Origin of the sequence: Paenibacillus agricola, assembly GCF_011440305.1 — a bacterium.
Taxonomy (GTDB): Bacteria; Bacillota; Bacilli; order Paenibacillales; family NBRC-103111; genus Paenibacillus_S; species Paenibacillus_S agricola.
Genome location: NZ_JAAOIW010000001.1, coordinates 260,686 through 282,016, shown reverse-complemented (window position 1 = coordinate 282,016; position 21,331 = coordinate 260,686). Strand labels below are relative to the sequence as shown.

General features: G+C 46.9%; 20 protein-coding genes. 14 read left to right on the top strand and 6 right to left on the bottom strand.

Features of this window, described 5'->3' with window-relative positions; translation table 11 throughout:
- Positions 1 to 88 precede the first annotated feature (88 nt).
- Entirely contained in the window at positions 89 to 373 is a 285-nt protein-coding gene (locus G9U52_RS01390) for an Fpa/YlaN family protein (RefSeq protein WP_166145061.1), read from the top strand.
- A gap of 66 nt (positions 374 to 439) precedes the next feature.
- On the opposite strand, the gene cax is transcribed toward G9U52_RS01390, so the two are convergent.
- On the bottom strand, positions 440 to 1,486 hold the full coding sequence (gene cax, locus G9U52_RS01385) for a calcium/proton exchanger (RefSeq protein ID WP_166145058.1): 1,047 nt from the start codon (positions 1,484 to 1,486) through the stop codon (positions 440 to 442).
- A 207-nt stretch (positions 1,487 to 1,693) separates the two neighbouring features.
- On the opposite strand from cax, the gene G9U52_RS01380 reads away from it, so the two are divergent.
- Positions 1,694 to 2,092 carry an Asp23/Gls24 family envelope stress response protein gene (locus G9U52_RS01380; RefSeq protein WP_166145056.1) on the top strand — a complete coding sequence of 133 codons (399 nt, stop codon included), beginning with the start codon at positions 1,694 to 1,696 and terminating at the stop codon, positions 2,090 to 2,092.
- Between the two features lie 60 nt (positions 2,093 to 2,152).
- Here G9U52_RS01380 and ftsW read toward each other — a convergent pair whose 3' ends face one another.
- Positions 2,153 to 3,325 carry a putative lipid II flippase FtsW gene (gene ftsW / locus G9U52_RS01375; RefSeq protein WP_166145053.1) on the bottom strand — a complete coding sequence of 391 codons (1,173 nt, stop codon included), beginning with the start codon at positions 3,323 to 3,325 and terminating at the stop codon, positions 2,153 to 2,155.
- A 13-nt stretch (positions 3,326 to 3,338) separates the two neighbouring features.
- Positions 3,339 to 3,686, bottom strand: coding sequence for a YugN family protein (locus G9U52_RS01370; protein WP_166145050.1), 348 nt, complete (start codon positions 3,684 to 3,686; stop codon positions 3,339 to 3,341).
- A 260-nt stretch (positions 3,687 to 3,946) separates the two neighbouring features.
- Here G9U52_RS01370 and G9U52_RS01365 point away from each other — a divergent pair, with 260 nt between their 5' ends.
- From G9U52_RS01365 to G9U52_RS01355, 3 genes are all read left to right on the top strand, one after another.
- Positions 3,947 to 5,110: an amidohydrolase gene (locus G9U52_RS01365; RefSeq protein WP_166145047.1), complete on the top strand. Its 1,164-nt coding sequence runs from the start codon at positions 3,947 to 3,949 to the stop codon at positions 5,108 to 5,110.
- Between the two features lie 115 nt (positions 5,111 to 5,225).
- A complete protein-coding gene (locus G9U52_RS01360; RefSeq protein WP_166145044.1) occupies positions 5,226 to 5,663 on the top strand; it encodes a CBS domain-containing protein in 438 nt (145 codons plus the stop codon).
- Between the two features lie 168 nt (positions 5,664 to 5,831).
- Entirely contained in the window at positions 5,832 to 6,998 is a 1,167-nt protein-coding gene (locus tag G9U52_RS01355) for a Gfo/Idh/MocA family protein (protein WP_166145041.1), read from the top strand.
- Between the two features lie 66 nt (positions 6,999 to 7,064).
- Here the strand turns inward: G9U52_RS01355 and G9U52_RS01350 are convergent, their stop codons facing one another.
- Positions 7,065 to 7,583 (bottom strand): thermonuclease family protein, encoded by a 519-nt coding sequence (locus tag G9U52_RS01350; protein WP_166145038.1) that lies wholly within the window; start codon positions 7,581 to 7,583, stop codon positions 7,065 to 7,067.
- 146 nt (positions 7,584 to 7,729) lie between these two features.
- Here G9U52_RS01350 and G9U52_RS01345 point away from each other — a divergent pair, with 146 nt between their 5' ends.
- From G9U52_RS01345 to galU, 8 genes are all read left to right on the top strand, one after another.
- Complete coding sequence (locus tag G9U52_RS01345) at positions 7,730 to 9,421, top strand: DNA repair helicase XPB (RefSeq protein ID WP_166145035.1); 1,692 nt, start codon at positions 7,730 to 7,732, stop codon at positions 9,419 to 9,421.
- 1 nt (position 9,422) lies between these two features.
- Positions 9,423 to 11,600 (top strand): helicase-associated domain-containing protein, encoded by a 2,178-nt coding sequence (locus tag G9U52_RS01340; protein WP_166145032.1) that lies wholly within the window; start codon positions 9,423 to 9,425, stop codon positions 11,598 to 11,600.
- Positions 11,601 to 11,678: 78 nt separating this feature from the next.
- Positions 11,679 to 12,140 (top strand): YlbF/YmcA family competence regulator, encoded by a 462-nt coding sequence (locus G9U52_RS01335; RefSeq protein WP_166145029.1) that lies wholly within the window; start codon positions 11,679 to 11,681, stop codon positions 12,138 to 12,140.
- 25 nt (positions 12,141 to 12,165) lie between these two features.
- Entirely contained in the window at positions 12,166 to 12,432 is a 267-nt protein-coding gene (locus G9U52_RS01330; RefSeq protein ID WP_166145026.1) for a YlbG family protein, read from the top strand.
- Between the two features lie 239 nt (positions 12,433 to 12,671).
- Complete coding sequence (locus G9U52_RS01325; protein ID WP_166145024.1) at positions 12,672 to 13,106, top strand: hypothetical protein; 435 nt, start codon at positions 12,672 to 12,674, stop codon at positions 13,104 to 13,106.
- A 96-nt stretch (positions 13,107 to 13,202) separates the two neighbouring features.
- Positions 13,203 to 14,114 carry a selenium metabolism-associated LysR family transcriptional regulator gene (locus tag G9U52_RS01320; RefSeq protein WP_166145021.1) on the top strand — a complete coding sequence of 304 codons (912 nt, stop codon included), beginning with the start codon at positions 13,203 to 13,205 and terminating at the stop codon, positions 14,112 to 14,114.
- A 56-nt stretch (positions 14,115 to 14,170) separates the two neighbouring features.
- Positions 14,171 to 15,055, top strand: coding sequence for a PHP domain-containing protein (locus G9U52_RS01315; RefSeq protein ID WP_166145018.1), 885 nt, complete (start codon positions 14,171 to 14,173; stop codon positions 15,053 to 15,055).
- 2 nt (positions 15,056 to 15,057) lie between these two features.
- Positions 15,058 to 15,933 carry a UTP--glucose-1-phosphate uridylyltransferase GalU gene (galU, locus tag G9U52_RS01310; protein WP_166145015.1) on the top strand — a complete coding sequence of 292 codons (876 nt, stop codon included), beginning with the start codon at positions 15,058 to 15,060 and terminating at the stop codon, positions 15,931 to 15,933.
- A 256-nt stretch (positions 15,934 to 16,189) separates the two neighbouring features.
- Here galU and G9U52_RS01305 read toward each other — a convergent pair whose 3' ends face one another.
- Complete coding sequence (locus G9U52_RS01305; RefSeq protein WP_166145012.1) at positions 16,190 to 16,390, bottom strand: hypothetical protein; 201 nt, start codon at positions 16,388 to 16,390, stop codon at positions 16,190 to 16,192.
- A gap of 37 nt (positions 16,391 to 16,427) precedes the next feature.
- A complete protein-coding gene (locus G9U52_RS01300) occupies positions 16,428 to 18,263 on the bottom strand; it encodes an Rqc2 family fibronectin-binding protein (protein WP_166145009.1) in 1,836 nt (611 codons plus the stop codon).
- Between the two features lie 214 nt (positions 18,264 to 18,477).
- Between G9U52_RS01300 and G9U52_RS01295 the strand changes: the two genes are divergently transcribed.
- Entirely contained in the window at positions 18,478 to 21,264 is a 2,787-nt protein-coding gene (locus G9U52_RS01295; protein WP_166145006.1) for a calcium-translocating P-type ATPase, SERCA-type, read from the top strand.
- The last annotated feature ends 67 nt before the right edge of the window (positions 21,265 to 21,331 follow it).

The following is a 21,331-nucleotide window of genomic DNA, read 5'->3' as shown; positions in this document are numbered from 1 at the left end:
AAAGTGAAGAACATGGACGGCTCTCTTGTGTATTGGGTCATTTTCGACTAATATTAAGCTATGAAAGTTCGTTCAGGGGGGAAGCTTGATGTCATCATCCAATTTGTTACTCAGCCTATCACAAAAAGCCATTCTTCTTCTTCAAGAGGATGCTGATAAAATTGAAAAGCTCATCGAAGTCCAGATGGAAAATTTGACTACGCGCAAATGCCCTCTGTATGAAGAGGTGTTAGATACCCAAATGTATGGCTTATCCAGAGAAATTGACTTTGCTATTCGTGCGGAGCTGATCTCCGATGTGGCAGGAAAGCAAATTTTGGTTAAATTAGAAAGAAATTTAGCCTCGCTATATGAAGCTCTAAATCAAAAATGAGTAACCTTCCATATGTAGAAGGTTACTCTTTTTTTTTGTTTTGTAATGGTAAAGAATAGAGAAGGGTTACACTAGGAAAAACGCGATGCCAAGTATGCAATAGACAACCAATAGTAGCACACCTTCGTACCAGTTGGTGGATCCATCCTGTGAAATCGATTTGGCGATGATCGCGGCTACACCAATCGCTACAAGCTCGAAGGTTGTAAATACAATGTCCATCGTTTTACCAAACATTAAGGAAATTAAAACAAGCACAGGAGCAACAAACAAGGCAATTTGCAAGGAGCTGCCAACCGCGATTTCTACAGCCGCACCTATTTTGTTTTTGCGTGCGAGCATGATCGCTGCACTATGCTCGGCTGCATTACCGATAATCGCAATAACGAAAGCACCGACAAACAATTCGGATAGACCATATTGGTGAGTGAACACTTCCAAGGTACCGACTAACCACTCACTTTGTACAGCAACCATAGCAGTGGCTAGAACGAGGAAAAAAATAGACAGCTTTTTGGACCAGGCAGGTTCGCCATGCTCGATAGCTTCATCGGTCAAAATATCCTTATGGGTGACCATGGAGAAAAACAACCAGAGCAAGTAGGAGACAACCAAAATCACTGCTACCACAATACTTAAAGTGGAGGTATCTTGAGGAGTCAAGGTGCTAGCAAAGGCGGCTGGAATAAAGAGGGCAATAACAGCAAGCAGCATTAAGGAGCCATTATGGCTGGCTAGCTTAACATTGAAGCTCTGCTCCTTATATTTTAATCCCCCAACCAGCAAGCTAAGACCTAGAACTAGCAGCAGGTTGCCAATGATCGAGCCAGTGATACTTGCTTTAACAATCTCGAACTTGGCTTCCTTGACAAGAAAGAACGCGATGATTAGCTCGGCAGCATTGCCGAAGGTTGCATTCAAAAACCCTCCTAAGCGTTGTCCTGCGTAATGAGCCACACTTTCTGTGGCTTTCCCTAAAAATCCTGCTACATAAATGATAGCGATGCAGGAGAGGATCAGCTGCAGTGTTGAATTGAAGATTCCTGAATAGTGGGCGACCGCACTCAGAACAAAACTGGTGATTAAACCAATGCTAAACAGATGGCGTTTCAAACGGCTTCCCCCTTATGTACAACTAATTTTTACGATAAAACTACGATAAAACTTAATCTAATATACCCCAAATTGTTATAGGGTAAAACAGAACAATAACCAAGAGGAACAATTAGGCGAAATAAGCTGAATCCTGTCCCAATAAGTTTGCTTTCCATGCTGGAAGTCATTACAATATAGCTATAACCCCACTAAGGAGTGATCCACATGTCCGAAGAAATTCAAGCAGGCCTTATTCGCATTTCAGATGATGTTGTTTCAACAATAGCAGGTTTAGCTGCGTTGGAGACACCCGGGATTTCTGCCATGTCGGGAGGCATATCTGAAGGGCTAGCTAAACGGCTCAGTGGTAAAAACGTGCAAAGAGGCGTTTCTGTCGAAGTGGGTCAGTTGGAAGCAGCGATTGATTTACGTGTGATTGTGCTTTATGGATCTAAAATTCAAGAGGTATGCAGCGATCTGCAACAAAACGTTCGCGATGCCGTGGAAAATATGACCGGACTGTCCGTTGTCGAAGTCAATGTCAAGGTTGAGGGCGTTGCTTTCCACGAGCGGGAAGAAGAGGTTCTTCAGCTTGAAGAAGTACATCCACATCGGGTAAAGTAGCTTGCTAATGACGGAATTGAACGGCATAGAAGCCAAATAAAAAGGAGAGCCAGCACTTCGCTAGGCTCTCCTTTTTATGTCCTTTTCGGACTTTTCCGGTTTATTGTATTCTCGCGAAATACTAAGCAGAATGCCAAGACCAATAAGCGTTACCAGCATGGAGGAGCCACCGTAGCTTATTAAGGGCAAAGTAACTCCTGTTAAGGGGATACTGCCTGTAACACCACCTAAATTAACAAGGGCTTGGATTCCAATCACGCCGATAATCCCTACGCCTGCCAATGTGCCAAACAATTCCTTACAGCGAATGGCAATAAGCAGACCCCGCCAAATAAAAGCCAAGTAAACAAGAATGAATAAAGAACTTCCTATAAACCCGAGTTCTTCACCAATGATTGCAAAAATAAAATCAGTATGCGCCTCCGGCAAGTAATGCAGCTTTTGGATACCTTGCCCAAAGCCTGCACCTGTAATGCCGCCGTGGCCAAAAGCGTAAAACGATTGCATAAGATGATAGCCGGTGTCCAAAGGATCAGCTTGAGGATCCAAAAAAGAAGTAAATCTATCAATTCTGTAACTGTTACCATCGGTTATTACTAAGTAGATAGAAACGGCTATGGACATGAATACGGATCCGACTATGCCTAAGGCAAAGATATGCTTAAGGTTAGCACCGCCGGCAATAATAACGATCATGGAGCAAAGCCCCAAAATTAAGGTCGAGCCCAAATCGGGCTGTAACAGAATTAAGGCAGAAATAAACACGACAATCATCAAGGCGGGAAGCAGCCCTTTTTTAAAGCTGCGAAATTTCTCCTGTTTTTTACTGATGAGTGCAGCTAAGTAAAGAATAACCCCGATTTTGGCGAATTCAGCGGGTTGAAGACTAAAGCCGGCAATCCTAAACCAGCTCCTGGCTCCATTGATCTTTGTGCCAAATATGGGAACCAGTAACAACATGATTACAACCAAAATAAAACCCGGTCCAATCCACTTTTTTAAAATTTTATAATCAATATTCATGAAAAAAAACATCGCAGCTGTTCCCAAAGCAATGGCGGCGGCTTGACGGATAGCTAAATAAGAAGGATCATTAAAAACCACCTTTGTAACTTCGTCTGTGCTGGTATAAGCCATGCTCGCACTAAAGACCATGGCTAATCCAAAGCAAACAAGGCTAAAGGCCAGAAAAAGCAACAAAAAATCCGGTGATCCTCTTCGCGGAGAAGTCATAAGGACCTTTGCATTAAGCGGACAATTCGGTTTTTAGTTGCTCTAGCTTTTGGGTAGCAATTTTCATAATCGAAGCGGGAACAGGTGATTCGTAATCGAGTCCATGAGGAAAAGTAGCTCTCCCGATATAAATATGCTCTATGTAAAGAATAGCATACGGGGACTCCAGCCTACCGGATTCAGTACGTGTATTCACTCTTAGAAAATATTCACTGCCTGTAGATTTTTCTTCCAATTTCAAATCGTAGGTTGCTCGAGTATACTCCCATTGCCAACGGACGAAGCCTAGCTTGGTGGATACTTCATCAAGATGAGCCAAATCACTTTTTAATCCTATTAAATCATTTTTTTCAATAATCATAATTAAAGCCCCTCCTTAGAGTTTTCTTGGAAAATGCACTGCGTAAGCATTAAGCTAAACAATTTTTTCATAGAAAACTGCATCTATAATTCTTTATTCATGATAGTATGTTTCCCAAACTTGTGCAAGCTTATTGCTTCGAGTCGCGTAAACAGCAGACATAAATTTTGAAATTCTTGTGACACATAGATGAAAGCTGCCCACTTATTTGTTAAAATGGTCATATCGACGATATTCTGATCACTCTGGAGGTATAATTTATGGAATCATTGTTGCAAGCGATCGACCTACAAGTACCACAGATGGTCAGCTGGCGCCGCTATTTACATCAGCATCCGGAATTGTCTTACTACGAGTACGAGACAGCCGCATTTGTAGCCAAGCATTTACAGCAATGGGGGCTCGAAGTTCGAACCCAAGTTGGAGGCAATGGTATTGTGGCTCGTTTAAAAGGAAAGGGCAATGGCCCAACCGTTGCATTGCGAGCAGATATGGATGCACTGCCTATTCAAGATGAGAAAACCTGCGAATATGCTTCAACTATAAAAGGAATTATGCATGCCTGTGGGCATGATGCCCACACGGCAACCCTGCTGGGTGTAGCCAAGGTAATGGCTGAGCATACGGAGCAACCAGAGGGCGATGTAGTTTTTATATTTCAGCATGCTGAAGAGCAAAGCCCCGGCGGTGCTGTTAGTATGATCCAGGATGGCGCCTTAGATGGAGTCGATTATGTGTATGGTATTCACCTGTGGACACCATTTCCTGTAGGTTCGGCTTATTCAAAGCCAGGGGCGATGATGGCTGCTGCCGATGAATTTATTATAGTGGTGAAGGGTAAAGGCGGCCATGGCGGGCTGCCGCACCAGACAATCGACAGTGTCGTTATCGCTTCACAAATTGTGATTAATTTACAAACGATCGTTAGCCGTAGTGTAGATCCTGTCGAGCCTTGTGTCGTTTCGGTAGGCTCCTTCCATAGCGGAAACAGCTTTAATGTCATTGCGGAAACGGCTGCATTAAACGGTACCGTTCGAACCTATGACGCTGCCCTACGGCTGAAAGTGGAGCACCTGATGGAAAACATTGTAAGACAAACCTGCGAAATGTATGGGGCTGATTACACGTTTGAATACAAAAGGGGGTATCCGCCGGTCGTCAATAATGAATCAGAGTTTGACCGGTTTCTGCACGCTGGGTCGAAGGTGGTGCCTGTACAGCAGGCGCCGTTAATTATGGCTGGCGAAGATTTTGCTTATTACCTCCATGACCGCAAAGGGTGCTTTATGTTTGTAGGTGCGGGGAATGCTGAGCAGGGCATTATTTATCCCCACCACCATCCAAAGTTTGATATCGATGAGACCTCCATGAGGGACGCTGCACGATTGTTTATTGCGATGGTCACCGATTGCCAAAATAGTTAATGCTGAACCGCATGATAAGGAGCAATCCGGGGAATTCTATATGCATGACGGAAGCAGAGCATGGGTAGCTACCGGTTTCTGCTTTCGCCAGACCTATTATAAGGAGGCCTCTTCCATGGGAAACCAAAAAATAAAAGAAATTATGACGAAAAATTTCGCGACGGTTACTCTTAAGGATAATATTTATGAGGTAGCGGTAAAAATGAAGCAGGAGGACACCGGCTTTATTCCTGTTGTTGATGGCTCCAAGCTGATTGGTGTGATTACGGACCGTGACCTTGTCATCCGTGGCTTGGCGGAGAAGAAAGAAGGCTCCACAGCGGTCAAAGAAGTGATGAGCAGCAATCAGATTACGAGCGCTACGCTGGAAACGACGGTTGATGAAGCGGCAAAGCTTATGGCTAAGCAGCAAATCAGGCGGCTGCCGGTTGAAGACAATGGCCAATTAGTGGGCATTGTGTCGATCGGAGACCTAGCTGTGCGGCAAAAATTCGAGGATGAGGCAGGCGAAGCGTTAAGCCGAATTTCCGAGAAAGATAAAGTGAAGAGCTAAGCCAGTAGCCTAACAATTCATGGATGTCCTAAGGATGCGTTCTCTCGATACTATCGGGAAGAACGTATTTTTTTGTTGTAATGTTAACGTGTGCAATGTATAATAAACGTGTCCAAGAAAATGCTTACAATTACTAATCATTTATTTAGGAGAGGCAGGGAAATACGAATGGATAAAGTACGCATCGGAATAATCGGTGTAGGCAACATGGGTAAAAGCCATACTGATTATTTAACGAGCAATCAAGTAACTGGCGCCGAGTTGACAGCCATTGTGGATACAGACCCAACCCGACTCGAATGGGTAAGAACCAATCACGGTCATCACAATATTCAATTGTTTGACAATTTGGAGGCGTTTTACGCATCTAAAGCTTTTGATGCTGTAATCGTGGCAACACCTCACTATGATCATCCAACATCCGCTATTCAAGCTCTTTCACATGGCTACCATACCTTGGTCGAAAAACCGGCTGGTGTATACACAAAGCAGGTTCGTGAAATGAACGAAGCAGCGGCTAAATCCGATAAAGCTTTCGGTATTATGTTCAACCAAAGAACCAACCCGCTTTACCAGAAGCTAAGAGATTTGATTACTTCAGGTGAGCTGGGAGAAATCCGCCGTACCAATTGGATTATTACGAATTGGTATCGTTCCCAAAGCTATTATGATTCCGGGGGCTGGCGTGCAACATGGGCTGGTGAAGGCGGCGGCGTGCTGATTAACCAGGATCCACATCAGCTTGACCTATGGCAGTGGACTGTAGACATGATGCCTAAGCGCGTTAGAGCGTTTTGTGGCTTTGGTAAGTACCGCAACATTGAGGTTGAAGATGATGTAACCGCGTATGTTGAGTATGAGAATGGTGCAACGGGACTGTTCGTTACAACAACAGGCGAAGCTCCAGGAACGAATCGATATGAAGTTAGCGGAGATAACGGCAAAATCGTTATTGAAGATGACAAGTTGACGTTCTGGCGTTTGCGTCAATCGGAGCCTGAATTTAACCGCGAATTTAAAGGTGGTTTTGGTTCTCCGGAATGCTGGAAATGTGAAGTTCCGGTTATCGGAGCTCCAGGTCCTCAGCATAAAGGCATTACACAAAACTTTGTTGACCATATCCTTAAAGGTACAGCACTGTTAGCACCAGGAGAAGAAGGCATTAAAGGATTAACACTTTCTAATGCGATGCACTTATCCTCATGGACAGATAACTGGGTTGATCTTCCTATCAACGAAGATTTGTACTACGAGAAGCTCCAGGAGCGCATTAAAGGTTCAACCTTGAAAAAGGAAACCAGAGAGCTGCAAATGGACGTTAAAGGTACACATTAATTCAACACTATTAAATAAAAAGGTGGTCGACAGGATAAAACCTGCACGATCACCTCTTTTTATCGTTTATTTACGTTTTTCAAATGCCGCATCATAGTCCTTCCAAAGCCCCTTTTGCTTTTTGCGGGCATCCTCTTGGTCCAACTTGAACTTATCGACATACCTCACATTGGGCGGAAAGGTAGCCAATCGCGCATATCCCTCTCTAATTAAAGCCCGATTGAATAACTCGCCTTCAATCCAGACATAAGCCAACAGCCGGTCGTATTGATCCTTGCGGTCCACATCCCACTCCAGCTCTATCATCTTTTGGTCAAGTCGCTTTTTTGTATACTGCGCAGCCTCCTCCCCATAGAACATGACGGGGGTATTGGCTTTTTTGGTTTCAGGTGTATCCACACCAATTAACCGGAGCTTTTCTTTTTTTCCATTCAACAGAATTTCCAACGTGTCACCATCAACTATTCTCGTTACTTTTACTTGGTCCCTGCCAGTTGCTGAGGAGGCGGGTGTAGCTTGCAACTGGCAACCTGCCAGCAATACGACCATAAGCAAACCAGCAAGTATCCTCTTAAAGTTGTTCATTTAGCACCTCAACGTTTCAAAGTTTCAAATTATTTCCGTTCCTCATTGTAGAGCCTGGGTAAATCGATTGTAAAGAGCAAGATGTTTAAGTTGCTCCCTTTTTTTTCATACTACAGGGTATAGGCTCTTGGGCAGGAGGAAATAACGTGGAAAAAACCGCAAACCGTCCGTTGGTTGTGCAAAGTGATTTTACTGTGTTATTGGAGGTACTTCATAAGGAGTTTGACCTCGTACGTGCGGGCTTGGGACAATTTGCCGATCTTGTCAAAACGCCAGAGCACATTCATACCTATCGAATGTCGGCGTTATCGTTGTGGAATGCGGCTGCCGCAGGCATGAAGACGGCGGAAATCGTTGCTTTTTTGGAAAAATATGCGAAGTATGGCGTTCCGACAAAAATTAAGCAAGGCATCCAGAAATTTGTTGAGCGTTATGGATTGGTCAGGATCGAAAAAATGGGTGAGGATTTATTACTCATTTCCGATGATATTGATGTGATTAAAGAAATGGTATCGTACAAGTCACTCCGTTCTTACGGCTTATGCCAGCTGGATGCACAGACATTACGCTTTTCCTCGAATTTTCGCGGTGTGGTCAAGCAAGCGTTGACCAAGCTGGGCTATCCGGTGGAGGACTTGGCAGGTTATTCACGCGGCGAGGAGCTAAGGGTCCACCTCAAGCAGGAAAATGAAGCCGGAGAGGCGGTGGGGCTGCGGGATTACCAGCAAACCGCTGTCGATTCCTTTTACCTTGAGGGCAGTAGGCAAGGGGGAAGCGGTGTCTTAGTGCTGCCCTGTGGTGCGGGGAAAACGTTTATCGGGATTGCCGCGATGGAGAAGCTGAATTGTGCTACTTTAATTTTGACGACGAATAGCACTTCAGTTAAGCAATGGAAGCGCGAAATTCTTGCGAAAACGGATTTAACCGACGAAATGGTCGGCGAGTACAGCGGGCTACGTAAAGAAGTGCGGCCGGTCACGATCGCAACTTATCAAATATTAACGTACCGCAAATCAAAGGAGGACTTATTTGTTCATATGGATCTGTTCAATAAAAGGGACTGGGGGTTGATTATTTACGATGAAGTGCATTTGCTCCCGGCGCCAGTTTTTCGAGTCACCGCTGATATTCAAGCAACCCGCAGGCTCGGCCTGACGGCAACGCTTATTCGTGAAGACGGCAGAGAGGAGGATGTTTTCTCGCTGGTTGGTCCCAAACGCTATGAGTTGCCTTGGAAGGAGCTGGAGGGTAAAGGCTGGATTGCTTCGGTCGTTTGTACCGAAATCCGGATAGGCCTGCTGGAGCAGGAGCAGGAAAGCTACCGTGCGGCAGGTGCGCGGCAAAAAATGCGAATTGCCAGTACGAGTGCTGCCAAATTAGGGGTTGTGAAAGAGCTGCTGCTAAAGCATCCCACCGAGCCTACACTTATTATTGGACAATATATTGACCAGCTTAAACAGATTGCTGCGGACATTCAGGCACCATTCATTTATGGCGCGATGCCGCAAGAGGAGCGTGAAGTGCTTTACCGTCAATTTCGTGCAGGAGTTGTACGTGTGCTTGTCGTTTCAAAAGTCGCTAATTTTGCTGTAGATCTTCCGGATGCTGCATTGGCCATCCAAATTTCGGGCAGCTATGGTTCCCGTCAGGAGGAGGCACAACGGCTCGGACGCATTTTACGGCCTAAAGAGCATGCTAATGAAGCCTTCTTTTACTCGATTGTGTCGGATGATACAAAAGAGCAGGATTTTGCCTTAAACCGCCAGTTATTTTTAGTCGAGCAGGGCTACCGCTACCAGATTCAGCAATGGCAGCCTGCTCTTGAGGAGTCGAGATAGGATGAATATAGCTTATTATTTAGGTCGAATGCAGCAGGGGCTGAGAGAGAAAATTGAAGCAGAGCCGATCTATGCGACATGGGTCAAGCAAGGGTTTCGTTTGGAGCAGATTGGTAGCGAGCCTGCTGTCATGGCGACTCTATATAACGAGCTGTCCGTTAGGGAACGTAATATCCTGCTAGCGATTGTCGCCAATATTGGCTGTGAGCCGTTCGATTGGGCAAAGCTGCAAAGCTGCACGGCTGCCTCGATGTCTGGAGCTGAAGCTAAGGTAGGATTTTTGATGCTGCTAGCAAAAGGGCTCCTATTTACTTTTCGTAAATCCTGGGGCGAGCGGGTCTATGTCATGGCGCACGACAGCATGGCGCTCTGGCAACGAATCCTATGGGCAGATGATAGCCGTATAAAGGTTATTCACAGTGGAGCTGATGAGGCTGATAAGGTTGGTCAAGTTGGTCATGCTGGTCCTACTGCTAAAGCAGTCCAGACGATCGAGTTTATTGAGGAAGGTGGGATAGGACTTGGTGAAGCCATTTTTCAATCAATGGTCTATATAAGCCAGCAACAACTAAAGCTGGGCAAAAATGGAGCTCTGCACAAACGGCAGCTGCAAAAGTGGGTTGAGCTGCTTCAAATCTCCGATGAACGGCTTTCGGCCATTCGCATTGTCTACGCCTATACCAAGGAGTACCCGACATCTCTGGCGATTGTATTGGATGTGCTGGCTCGGCTGCAAATCGTGGAGCTGGGAGCAGAGGAACTTGTGCTACAGCAGGATGCAGCAAAGGGCTGGCTCCTTATGAGCGAGGCGGAGCAGAATAAGTGCCTGTATTCGCTCTGGAAGCAGGTTGTATTTCCAGCGGAGTGCTGGCTGCAGCATGCGATTTTATTGCTGGAGCGCCAGCCAGGGAATAGCTGGATATGTCCTGAAGGGATTATGGAATGGTTGCGTTTAAACGGATTAATTAATCAGGAATCGGATGCCGGTGATGCAGCAAGGATTAAACAGTTGGAGGAACAATGGCTGCTGCCTTTGCTTGCTTTTGGTTGGCTGGACAGGGGCAGCTCCAATGAAAAGGGTAGCCTTATGTCCAGATACCGTTGGCGCGCCTACCCTTTAGCCACTGATTCCTTGCTAAACATGTGGGAAGTGGGGCTGGAGGAGAGCAAGGAGCAAGAGATTGAGAGCAGGCTTGAGGTGGGGTTGCCTGCGAGCGAGGGCTGTGGGGGCAACTTCTATGTGCAGCCTGACTTTGAGGTGCTGGTTCCACCCACAACACCGCCTGCAATCCGCTGGGAGCTGGCAGCTATGGCTGACCATCGCTATTCGGATTGTATGTCCATGTATATCTTAAGCAGAGCAAGCTTAACACGAGGAATGGAGAGCGGGCGGGGAATTGATGATATGATCGCTTTTCTTGAACGGCATGCCCTGTACGGAATTCCTGATAATGTGAAGCTAACCTTAGAGCAATGGGCAAAGCCGTTTGGAAAGGTGCAAATTGAAAAGGTGATCTTGCTGCGCTGTGAGGATGAAACGATAGCAGCATCGATTGGCAAGCTTCCAGATGCGGCTGAGTGCCTGATTGAACCAGTGGGGGTACAAGCATGGCTAGTCCGTGCTGAGCGATTGCCAACCTTAACTAAAATATTGGATAAGGCAGGCTGGATACCGGGCAAGCTTGTGATTAAGGATGGTTCCGAAAACTCCCCTAAGGAGCAACCGCAGTCTCTTGTCATAGACACCACGAAAATGCTGGAGTTCATAAAAGTTCATAGGCAAAAAGTGCTTGAACCAAAAGTCCATAAGCCGCAGGTCCAGGGTTTTATATATGCAAGGCAGCCGTTTTTGCATTTCGAAATGGATCAGCAGTTGCCTGTTATTGAGGATATTTATCCTAATATCAACCATGTACCCACTGCTTGGTTTAAAGAATACCGGATCTATCATCCGACGACGCGTAAAGAAATCATTGAAACCGCGATGGGCTGGAGCACATGCATCCAAATTCGTAGTTATGGAATAGATCGAACAGTCGCTCCAAGAAAAATATCGGAAACGAGGGGGATATGGAGCTTAATCGGATTAGAGGAGCCACAGTATCAGGAGATATGCCTGCTCCCGGAAGAATGGCAGGAGATGAGAATTATACTGCCAGGCCTTTACGAGAAATATTGATCTGCATACGGTTTATATATATGGTATGATAGTAGTGGTAACACAAATTCATAAATTCAAAAAAAGGCAGGTGCTATCGTGGCAGTAACAGAAGCGCAAACCTTGGATATGTCTGCAATTCTTATGCAGGCTTACGATTTGGGGGATATGATTAAAAGCTCCGCAGAGACAGCGGATTTCTTATATTGGAAGCAACAGATCGACCAGGATGTTGAGGTTAGTGGATTGGTACGCCAGTTTGACAAGAAAAAGGAGCTATTCGAGGAATGCCAGCGATTTGGGCATTTTCATCCAGATTACCATGCGGCGCTAGGGCAGGTTCAATCCATTCAAGAGCAGTTGGACAATCTGGAATCCGTCAGAAGGTTTAAGCTTGCCGAGCAAAAGCTTGATGATTTGTTATTCTCCATATCGCAAACGATTGCACATAGTGTATCAGATACGATCAAGGTTCCAAGTAATGACCCGCTTGCTGGCGGAGGCAGTTGCTCTACAGGCAGCTGTTCTACAGGCGGAAGCTGTAGCGGCGGTTGTAGCTAACTTTATATAGAAAGAAGGTATGCCTATGTTTACCGAACGAAGTGGCCTTATAGTTTGGGTAACGGATCTAAAGGCCGCTAATAAGCATCTGGAGCGTTATGGCAGCGTCCATTTTATTTCCAAAAGGCTGCATTATGCAGCGATGTACGTGCATGCCAGTAAGCTGGAAGAAACAACCAAGCAGCTACAAAAGCTCGCTTTTGTCAAAAAGGTGGAGCGTTCCTACCGAAATGAAATTACAACAGAGTACAGCAATAATGCGGCTGATAAATCAAGCTTTTATACGACATAAGCGATTAGGTCTACGTTATAAACCGGCAATTTACATGTAATAGAAATCATATAATAAGGAAGCCCTGAGTTTAGGGGCTTTTTTTGCACGGATAACGGATACCTTATGAAGTATCAAGTTTTACATTTCTACATTAAGAATAATTAATTTGGCAACCGTTTTCAAATAAGGTAATATAAAAGGTATCATCCTTGTACATAGGTGTTAAGAACTGATTTTGCTTAAGCGGAGGGTTGTGTATGAGAGATAGAACGATAGAACGATCTAGCAGCTATGAGCCATTTTTTGTTCCTCTGGGTAATAAGAGCATCGCGGATATCGTTATCACGAATCATGCCCAAGTTCGCTGGGTAGATCGCGTTGAGCATCAAAAAACAGGGTTTGAGGATATATGTGACTTTCTGTGGAATCGAATGAAAGCAGGCACTGTTAAATCTTATTATAAAAATGGGGAAGACGCTTATTTGGTGGATGATGATTTGGTTATGATTGCAGAATTTACTGAAATGGAAAGCGAAGGTACCTCTAAGCAGAAGCTATACCGCATGGTAATTGTTACCTTTCTGGGCAGAATGTCGGAAACGATAGAGCTTAGGGATTTGAAATCTTATTACTCCTGGTTGCGCCACTCCCGTAGAATGACCTTGATCAAAAACAGCCGAAAACGTCGATAATTGAAATATAAGGCTGAGTATTCCGCGATGATGCGGCATGCTCTTTTTTTATTTGCTATAATAGGTCTACAAAAGCATGGTGGAGGTATAGGGATTATGGCACTTAATTTTCATCAGCTTCATATTTTTTATACGGTTGCCGAAAAAGGGAGCTTCTCCTACGCAGCACAGGCTTTGCACATGACGCAGCCGGCTGTAACGATGCAGGTGCAGTCGTTAGAGGATTATTTTGGCACCAAGCTGTTTCATCGCTCGACGAAAAAGATCGAGCTCTCGGAAGCTGGAAGAACGCTCATGCCCTTTGCCAAGCGGAGCATTGAATTGATAAAGGAAACGGACATTGGGATGTCCAAGTTCACTCATATGCTGGAGGGCCGGCTTCATCTAGGCGCGAGCATGACCGTGGGCGAATACATTTTGCCGCGTTTATTAGGTCCCTTTGGTAAAGAATATCCGAATATTTCGGTCAGCATGAAAGTGATCAATACGCGCCAAATTCTGGATGAGGTTTTGAACCACCAGCTTAATTTTGGTATTGTAGAAGCGGAGGTTGCACATCCTGATGTGCATGTCGAAGCAGTCATGAGCGATGAATTGATGTTAATCGTTCCGAGAGACCATCCGTTGGCTGCCCAGCCAGTTGTAAAGCTGCAGGAAGTGCTCCAGTATCCGTTTGTGTTGAGGGAGCAGGGCTCAGGCACGCGGACAGTGATGGAGCAAGAGATGGCAAGTGCAGGCTATGATCCTTCAGCAATGAAGATTATTATGGAGCTGGGCAGTACAGGTGCCGTAAAATCAGCGGTTGAGGCTGGCCTCGGCATCTCGATTTTATCGCAATCCTCTTTAAAGCATGAAGCGGCTTTGGGGGTGCTGGTCGTTAAAAGAATTGAAGGGATCTGTTTTTCACGCAGCTTTCATGCCATTTATTTAAATTCGACGATCCTGCCGATATCGGCAGTTACTTTTTTAACGTTTTTACGTGAAAGGGATTTGAGCCAGTGGCTGTAGCTTTCGCTTATTTAAGCCATTGAGTCCACAGACAAGGTTAGGAAAAGAGGGGTTTTATGTTATATGCGGATTTACATAGCCATACCTTTGCATCAGACGGGATGCAGACACCAACAGACAATGTGCGGATTGCTACAGAAGCAGGGCTTGGCGCTATAGCGATCACAGACCATGATACGGTCGCGGGCGTTGACGAAGCTTTAACTGCGGGTAAAGAGCTAGGTATATTGGTTGTGCCTGGCGTTGAAATTAGTACGGTTTCTCAAGGTGAGGATATTCATATTCTGGGATATTGGATGGATCATCATAACGAACAGTTTTTGAAGCGGCTGGCGGAGCTAAGGAGTGTGCGTGACCAACGTAATGAGATGATGCTGGAGCAGCTGAATGAGCTTGGTGTACCCATAACGATGGAGGAGGTTCGGGCTTCCTTAAAAGCTTCCAAAAAAATCGATGAAACGCTGGGACGGCCGCATATTGCCGACGCGTTGCTCCGTAAAGGCCATGTCGCCACAATTGCTGAAGCCTTTGACCGCTATTTAGGCAAAGATGGAGCTGCTTATGTCAATCCGCCGCGGATTGAACCGTCCACAGCCATCCGATGGATTAAAGAAGCGGGTGGTGTACCTGTGCTTGCCCATCCTGGGCTGTATGGGCAAGACGAGTTGATCGAGCCGCTTGTTGAGTGTGGATTGGCAGGCATTGAAGTGTATCACGCCGACCATACACCGGCCCAAGAAGTGCATTATCTTGCGATTGCGAATAAGCACCAGCTTATTGCAACAGCGGGCTCGGATTTTCATGGCGAGCGCAATGGCATCATTTTTCATTCGCCTATTGGCTCAAAGAAAATCGACGTTTCGGTTGTACAGCTGCTGCTTAAAGCTAAACAACCCATAGCTGGGCGCGACTCCCTGAAAGATAGCGAGGAGGGCACCTAACTGTGAAAATACGTAAAGCGATTATTCCAGCAGCTGGGCTTGGCACCCGTTTTTTACCGGCAACCAAAGCCCAGCCTAAGGAAATGCTGCCTATTGTGGATAAGCCGGCGATTCAATATATCGTGGAGGAAGCAATAGCGGCGGGCATAGAGGATATTATGATCGTCACAGGCCGCAATAAAAGAGCGATTGAGGATCATTTTGATAAATCCGTTGAACTGGAAATGATTCTTGAAGAGAAGAATAATCTCGAGCTGTTGAAAATCGTGCAGGATGTATCCAACATGGCTGATGTCCATTATATTCGTCAAAAGCAGCCCTTAGGGCTAGGCCATGCCGTGTTATGCGCGCGTAAATTTATAGGCAATGAACCGTTTGCCGTGCTGCTCGGTGACGATATCATCGAATCCGATCCACCCTTCCTTAAGCAAATGATCGAATTGTATGAGCATGCCCAGACTTCCGTTATTGCTGTTGCTGAGGTGTCATGGGAAGATGTGAATAAGTACGGCATCATATCGCCTTCATCCCAAATTCATCCACACTATCGTTATATCGAGGATCTCGTAGAAAAGCCAGACCGCGATGTGGCACCTTCAAACCTTGCCGTGATCGGCAGGTATATCATCACGCCGGAGATTTTCGGCATTCTTGAAAATTGCGAGCCCGGCAGTGGCGGAGAAATCCAGCTAACGGATGCTTTGCGTATTTTGAACGCCCAGAGCCCGATGATTATATGCCCTGTTACTGGCAGGCGTTACGATGTTGGCGACAAGCAGGGCTATATCGAAGCGACCATTGAGATCGCGCTTCAGCGTCCTGATCTTCAGGATGCGCTAAAGGCCTACTTGCAAAAGCTAACCGCCACATGGCAGTAGGGGAGTAAGGGAAGTAACGTCAAAATAAAGTGGCTGCATAACGGAATATTAATAACCGCAGCAAGTGCATTTAAGAGGCTGAGACGTTAAAACTGTTGCATGTAGGTACGAATATGGAAAGTAAAGAGGCTAACACGATTAAAAACATCGTATTAGCCTCATTTTTTTGTTCAACGATAAGACGAGCGTCTAAACCACCCGCAGAAGCGATACCCGCGACACACCGAAGTGAGCCATGTCCCAAAGGGACGAGCGTCTAAACCGTCTGCCTTCCGAAAACCCGTTCCACAATCCCAGCACCCAAGTCAAGCGTGTCCCGTAGGGACGAAAGCGCCCCGAGAACAACGCAGCTGCTCCACAATCCCAGCACCCAAGTCAAGCGTGTCCCGTAGGGACGAAAGCGCCCCGAGAACAACGCAGCTCTGCACACGATCCAGGGGAGTCCAGAGGGCAACACCCTCCCAAACCCTCCCTATAGGGAGGGTTTGGGAGGGTTATTTAAACTCCACCTTCATCAGCTTAATTCCATCCGCATCCGGTGTAATAAACACCGTTTTTTGGTGGTCATAGATGACAAAGCCTGGCTTCGCGCCACTTGGCTTGCGGACATGCTTCACCAAAGTAACATCGACAGGTACTTGGCTGGACGCCTTGGCTTGACTGAAAAAAGCAGCCAGCTGGGCAGCCTCATTGAGCGTCGCATCTCCGAACTGCAGGCTGCGGATCACAACGTGGGAGCCGGGGATATCTTTGGTATGCAGCCAAGTATCGGCCGATTGTGCCAAGCGGTTCGTTAAATATTCATTTTGCGTATTGTTTTTCCCTACATAAATAGGAATACCCTCGCTTGAAGTGAAGCAGGACAGCAAAGGACGCTGGTTTTGCTTCTTTTTGCGCGTTTTTTTGCTGCGGTCGCGGATATAGCCTTGCTCGATCAATTCTTCGCGGATTTCGGCAATGTCGCTAAGTGAGGCCGTACCAAGCTGCTGGAGCAGGCTATCCAAATAGAGGATCTCCTCATGGGTTTGTTCCATCTGCCCCTTTACAGCAATGAGGCTGTTTTTGCTTTTTGTATATTTTTTGAAATAGCGCTGTGCATTTTCCGAAGGCGAAATCAAAGGATCGATAGCGATGTTAACCATCTGCTGCTCATCGTCATAATAGTTAATGACTTCTACGGTAGAGGCACCTTTTTGCATCAGATGCATCGAAGAGGTCAGCAAATCGCCTAGAATTCGGAACTTGTCAGCATCCTGGCCTTCGTTAAGCGTATCTTGGAGCTTTTCCAGCTTTTTGGCATTTTTATTGCGTTCATTTTGTAAAAATTTCAGCAAATCCGACACGCGTTGCTTAACGGTATCACGCTCGGCTTTGTCGCCATAAAAACCTTCAAGGCATTCGCTTACCGTTGCATAGCGCTTGATCTCGCCTTGCAGGTGGGTCAGCTCGATTACGGAGAAATAAGCTTTGCCTGTATCGGCTTCACAAATATGGGGCACGCCAATGCCGGACCGCAGCTGCTCAATAACCGAATGGAAGGGCTCCCAGAGCCGTGTAGCATTTTCGATAGGGGTATGGGCTACAGTAATGGGTGGCTGCGTACGGTATACGATTTCTTTGGCTGCCAAAGGGCTGAATCCGCTGAATCGGCTGACAAGGCGCTGCTCCCAGGTTTGCTCATCAAAGGTAATAGCCGGCTTCGCAGCCGTTTTAAAGCTCTCGTCAAGCTCTGGCGCATGCTCCGTCCCCAGTTGAGGAGGCGTAGGTGGAGCTTGGGTGAGCAATTCGATAAACGCTTCACGGCTAACTTGAAAAGGCAGCTCCTTGTGCTGCTCTGGAGGTGCGTTATAACGGCTGCCCGGCATAACGATCCGATAGCTGCTGATAGCAGGGGTTACATGATGGATACCATCAACAATCGTATTCGTAGAAGGGTCAAGCAAAATAATATTGCTATGCCGTCCCATGATTTCAATAATAATGGTTTTGGTGCTGACGTCCCCAATCTCATCACGCTGGCGGATCCCCATATGAATAACCCGCTCTAAACCGGGCTGAGTGATGCTTTCAATAATACCGCTTTCGCAGTGCTTGCGCAGCAGCATACAGAACATGGGTGCTTCCTTTGGATTAGCGAATGCTTGCTCGGTAAGATGCACACGTGGATAGGTAGGATTGGCCGATAGCAGCATCTTCAGATTGCTGCCCTGTGCACGTAGCTGCAGCACAATATCGTGCCCCGAGGGCATATGTACTTTATTGATGCGTCCACCCACGCAAGCTTGGAGCTCCTGCACCAGGCTGTGGACGACGAGGCCGTCTAACGACATGACAATTACAACTCCGTTCTTACTTATAATGGTATAGAAGTTTAACTTCACCCTCTATCATGCCACACTTTGGGCAAAAACTTAAGCGTCTTTTCAATTGTGCTAATTTTGAGCTTGTCTGAATACATTTATTCCAAAGGGGATTTGAAGGAAAATGGGCTTTGTGGCATTTTGGCAAAGCAGCAGGAGAACGACCTTTGGGAGGGAATGAAGCATGAGTCAGAAAAAATGGTATCAAATGACGCCTGAAGAAATTATGGTAGCTCAGAACCTGGAGTCCTCCAAAGGGCTGACGTCTACAGAGGCGATGCAGCGCTTGGAGCAATATGGGGGCAACGAGCTATCGGATGGCACCAAGATTTCACCGATCCTTTTATTTCTAGGGCAGTTTAAAGATTTTATGGTGCTGGTGCTGGTGGGGGCAACTTTAATCTCGGGGCTGCTTGGCGAGTATTTGGATGCGATCACGATTGTAGCCATCATTATTATGAATGGTATTCTCGGCTTTGTGCAGGAATATCGGGCAGAGCGGTCGTTAAGGGCGCTTAAGGAGCTGTCTGCTCCGAATGCAAATGTATTCCGGGATGGGGTCGTGCTGCAAATCCCGGCAGGCGAGCTGGTTCCCGGGGATATGGTCCTGCTGGAAAGTGGGGATCGCATACCCGCAGACCTGCGTTTTATCGAAACGAATAGCTTATATGCCGAGGAATCTGCTCTAACCGGCGAATCGGTGCCCGTAAATAAGCACACGCAGGTTTTAATGGGCGAGGATATACCATTGGGTGACCAACGGAATCTCGGTTTTATGGGGACAATGGTGACACGTGGTACCGCCAAAGGCATCATTGTTCGCACAGGCATGGATACAGAAATGGGCAAAATCGCCGACCTGATCCAAAATACGGAAACTATGCAAACTCCACTGCAGCACCGTCTGGAGCAGCTTGGGAAAATACTTATTGTTGTGGCACTCGTCTTAACGCTGATGGTCGTAGCGGCAGGTATTCTGCACGGGCAGGAGCCTTATGGGATGTTCCTTGCAGGCGTGAGCTTGGCGGTTGCGGCGATACCTGAGGGTCTTCCGGCGATTGTAACCATTGCACTTGCTATGGGCGTACAACGGATGATTCAACGCAAAGCGATTGTCCGCAAGCTGCCTTCTGTCGAAACCTTGGGATGTGCCTCGGTCATCTGCTCGGATAAAACAGGAACCTTGACACAGAACAAAATGACGGTCACCCACTTATGGCTGGGCGGAGATATTATTGAGGTAGCTGGCGACGGCTACGATCCGCAAGGCGAGCTTACCCTACATGGCAATCCGGTAGAGCTTGCTAATAACCAGATGCTGCGTAGGCTGCTGCAGGTATCCGTTTTATGCAATAATGCCAAGCTTGTTGAAGAAAAAGAAGAAATCAAGCATAGAAAGCAAGCGCTTGACGAACCACTCAGTATGTGGAGCATCAAGGGAGATCCGACTGAAGGGGCTTTAGTCGTCCTAGGAGCTAAAGCAGGCATGGCGCAGCCAGCAACGGAAGCCTTGTATCAGCGTGTTGCTGAATTTCCTTTTGATTCCGAGCGCAAACGCATGTCGGTTATTGTTGAGCACCAAGGTGGGCGGATGGCTTGCACGAAGGGGGCGACAGATGTATTGCTGCATCAGTGCAGCTATGTGTTATGGGATCAAATGGTGATCCCTTTTACCACGACACTGCGACAGAAGGTGCTTGCTGCTAATGAAGGGATGGCGAAAAATGCCTTGCGTGTGCTTGGGTTTGCCTACCGTGACCTCAAGCCTACGGAAAATGCCACGCATGAAATCGATGTGGAAAACGGGCTGATCTTTATCGGCTTGGCCGGGATGATTGATCCGCCTCGTAAAGAGGTGAGGGAAGCGATTTCCAAATGCCGCAAGGCCGGCATCAAAACCGTGATGATCACGGGTGACCACCAAGCCACGGCGGAAGCGATAGCCAAGCAGCTGGGCATTATGCCGGCAGCTAATGGGCTGGCTTTGAACGGGCAGCAGCTAACGCTTCTGAGCGACGACGAGCTGGATGCGCGCGTGCAGGATACCTGCGTGTACGCAAGGGTATCCCCTGAGCACAAGCTGCGCATCGTCAAGTCGCTGCAGCGACAGGGCCACATCGTGGCGATGACCGGCGATGGTGTTAATGACGCACCAGCCATTAAGGCGGCGGACATCGGCATCGCGATGGGTATTAGTGGGACGGATGTATCCAAGGAAGCGGCAGCGCTTGTGCTAAGTGATGATAATTTTGCCTCGATCGTATCGGCGATTGAGGAAGGGCGAAGCATTTACGAAAATATTCGTAAATTTATCCGTTATTTGCTGGCATCCAATGTTGGTGAAATTCTGGTTATGTTCCTGGCGATGATGGCTGGCTTGCCTTTGCCGCTGGTACCGATTCAAATCTTGTGGGTCAATCTGGTAACAGATGGCCTCCCGGCGATGGCATTAGGGGTAGATCAAGCCGAAAACGATCTGATGCAGCAGCGCCCCCGTGGCGCCCGTGAAAATATTTTTGCTAGGAGGCTGGGCTGGAAGATCATATCTCGTGGGATCCTGATCGGGGTATGCACCTTAGCCGCCTTCCTGATTGTACTGCACCAGGAGTTGGGTACTGAAGCGGCAACGCTGGTTAAGGCACAGACGGTGGCGTTCGCAACGCTCGTGATGGCACAGCTAATCCACGTGTTTGATTGCCGCAGCTCACGTTCTATTTTTCACAGGAACCCGCTGCAAAACCGCTATTTAGTTTTAGCCGTACTTTCCTCGTTATTATTAATGCTGGCGGTGCTGTACATTGAACGGCTTCAACCGATTTTTAAGACCGTCGCTTTGAATGGGCAGGATTGGATCATCGTGCTCATATTCGCAGGAATTCCTACGTTCTTGATGGGAATGGGCAGCTTGCTCAGCAAGCCACCGAAGCGTAAATCTATACGTTATGGCACAACAAAGCCTGTTATTAGATAATGGGCAACCAAGCTCCGGCAGTGGGGGTATCTCCCTTTGTCGGGGTTTTTGTGCGAAAAAAAGGCTG

Bases quoted from the DNA above. Each gene is read 5' to 3' on its own strand.
- G9U52_RS01300 (WP_166145009.1), bottom strand. From the start codon at position 18,263: ATGTCGTTAGACGGCCTCGTCGTCCACAGCCTGGTGCAGGAGCTCCAA.
- G9U52_RS01380 (WP_166145056.1), top strand. From the start codon at position 1,694: ATGTCCGAAGAAATTCAAGCAGGCCTTATTCGCATTTCAGATGATGTT.
- G9U52_RS01315 (WP_166145018.1), top strand. From the start codon at position 14,171: ATGTTATATGCGGATTTACATAGCCATACCTTTGCATCAGACGGGATG.
- G9U52_RS01370 (WP_166145050.1), bottom strand. From the start codon at position 3,686: ATGATTATTGAAAAAAATGATTTAATAGGATTAAAAAGTGATTTGGCT.
- G9U52_RS01365 (WP_166145047.1), top strand. From the start codon at position 3,947: ATGGAATCATTGTTGCAAGCGATCGACCTACAAGTACCACAGATGGTC.
- G9U52_RS01295 (WP_166145006.1), top strand. From the start codon at position 18,478: ATGAGTCAGAAAAAATGGTATCAAATGACGCCTGAAGAAATTATGGTA.
- G9U52_RS01325 (WP_166145024.1), top strand. From the start codon at position 12,672: ATGAGAGATAGAACGATAGAACGATCTAGCAGCTATGAGCCATTTTTT.
- G9U52_RS01340 (WP_166145032.1), top strand. From the start codon at position 9,423: ATGAATATAGCTTATTATTTAGGTCGAATGCAGCAGGGGCTGAGAGAG.
- G9U52_RS01330 (WP_166145026.1), top strand. From the start codon at position 12,166: ATGTTTACCGAACGAAGTGGCCTTATAGTTTGGGTAACGGATCTAAAG.
- G9U52_RS01320 (WP_166145021.1), top strand. From the start codon at position 13,203: ATGGCACTTAATTTTCATCAGCTTCATATTTTTTATACGGTTGCCGAA.
- G9U52_RS01390 (WP_166145061.1), top strand. From the start codon at position 89: ATGTCATCATCCAATTTGTTACTCAGCCTATCACAAAAAGCCATTCTT.
- G9U52_RS01355 (WP_166145041.1), top strand. From the start codon at position 5,832: ATGGATAAAGTACGCATCGGAATAATCGGTGTAGGCAACATGGGTAAA.
- ftsW (WP_166145053.1), bottom strand. From the start codon at position 3,325: ATGACTTCTCCGCGAAGAGGATCACCGGATTTTTTGTTGCTTTTTCTG.
- G9U52_RS01350 (WP_166145038.1), bottom strand. From the start codon at position 7,583: ATGAACAACTTTAAGAGGATACTTGCTGGTTTGCTTATGGTCGTATTG.
- G9U52_RS01360 (WP_166145044.1), top strand. From the start codon at position 5,226: ATGGGAAACCAAAAAATAAAAGAAATTATGACGAAAAATTTCGCGACG.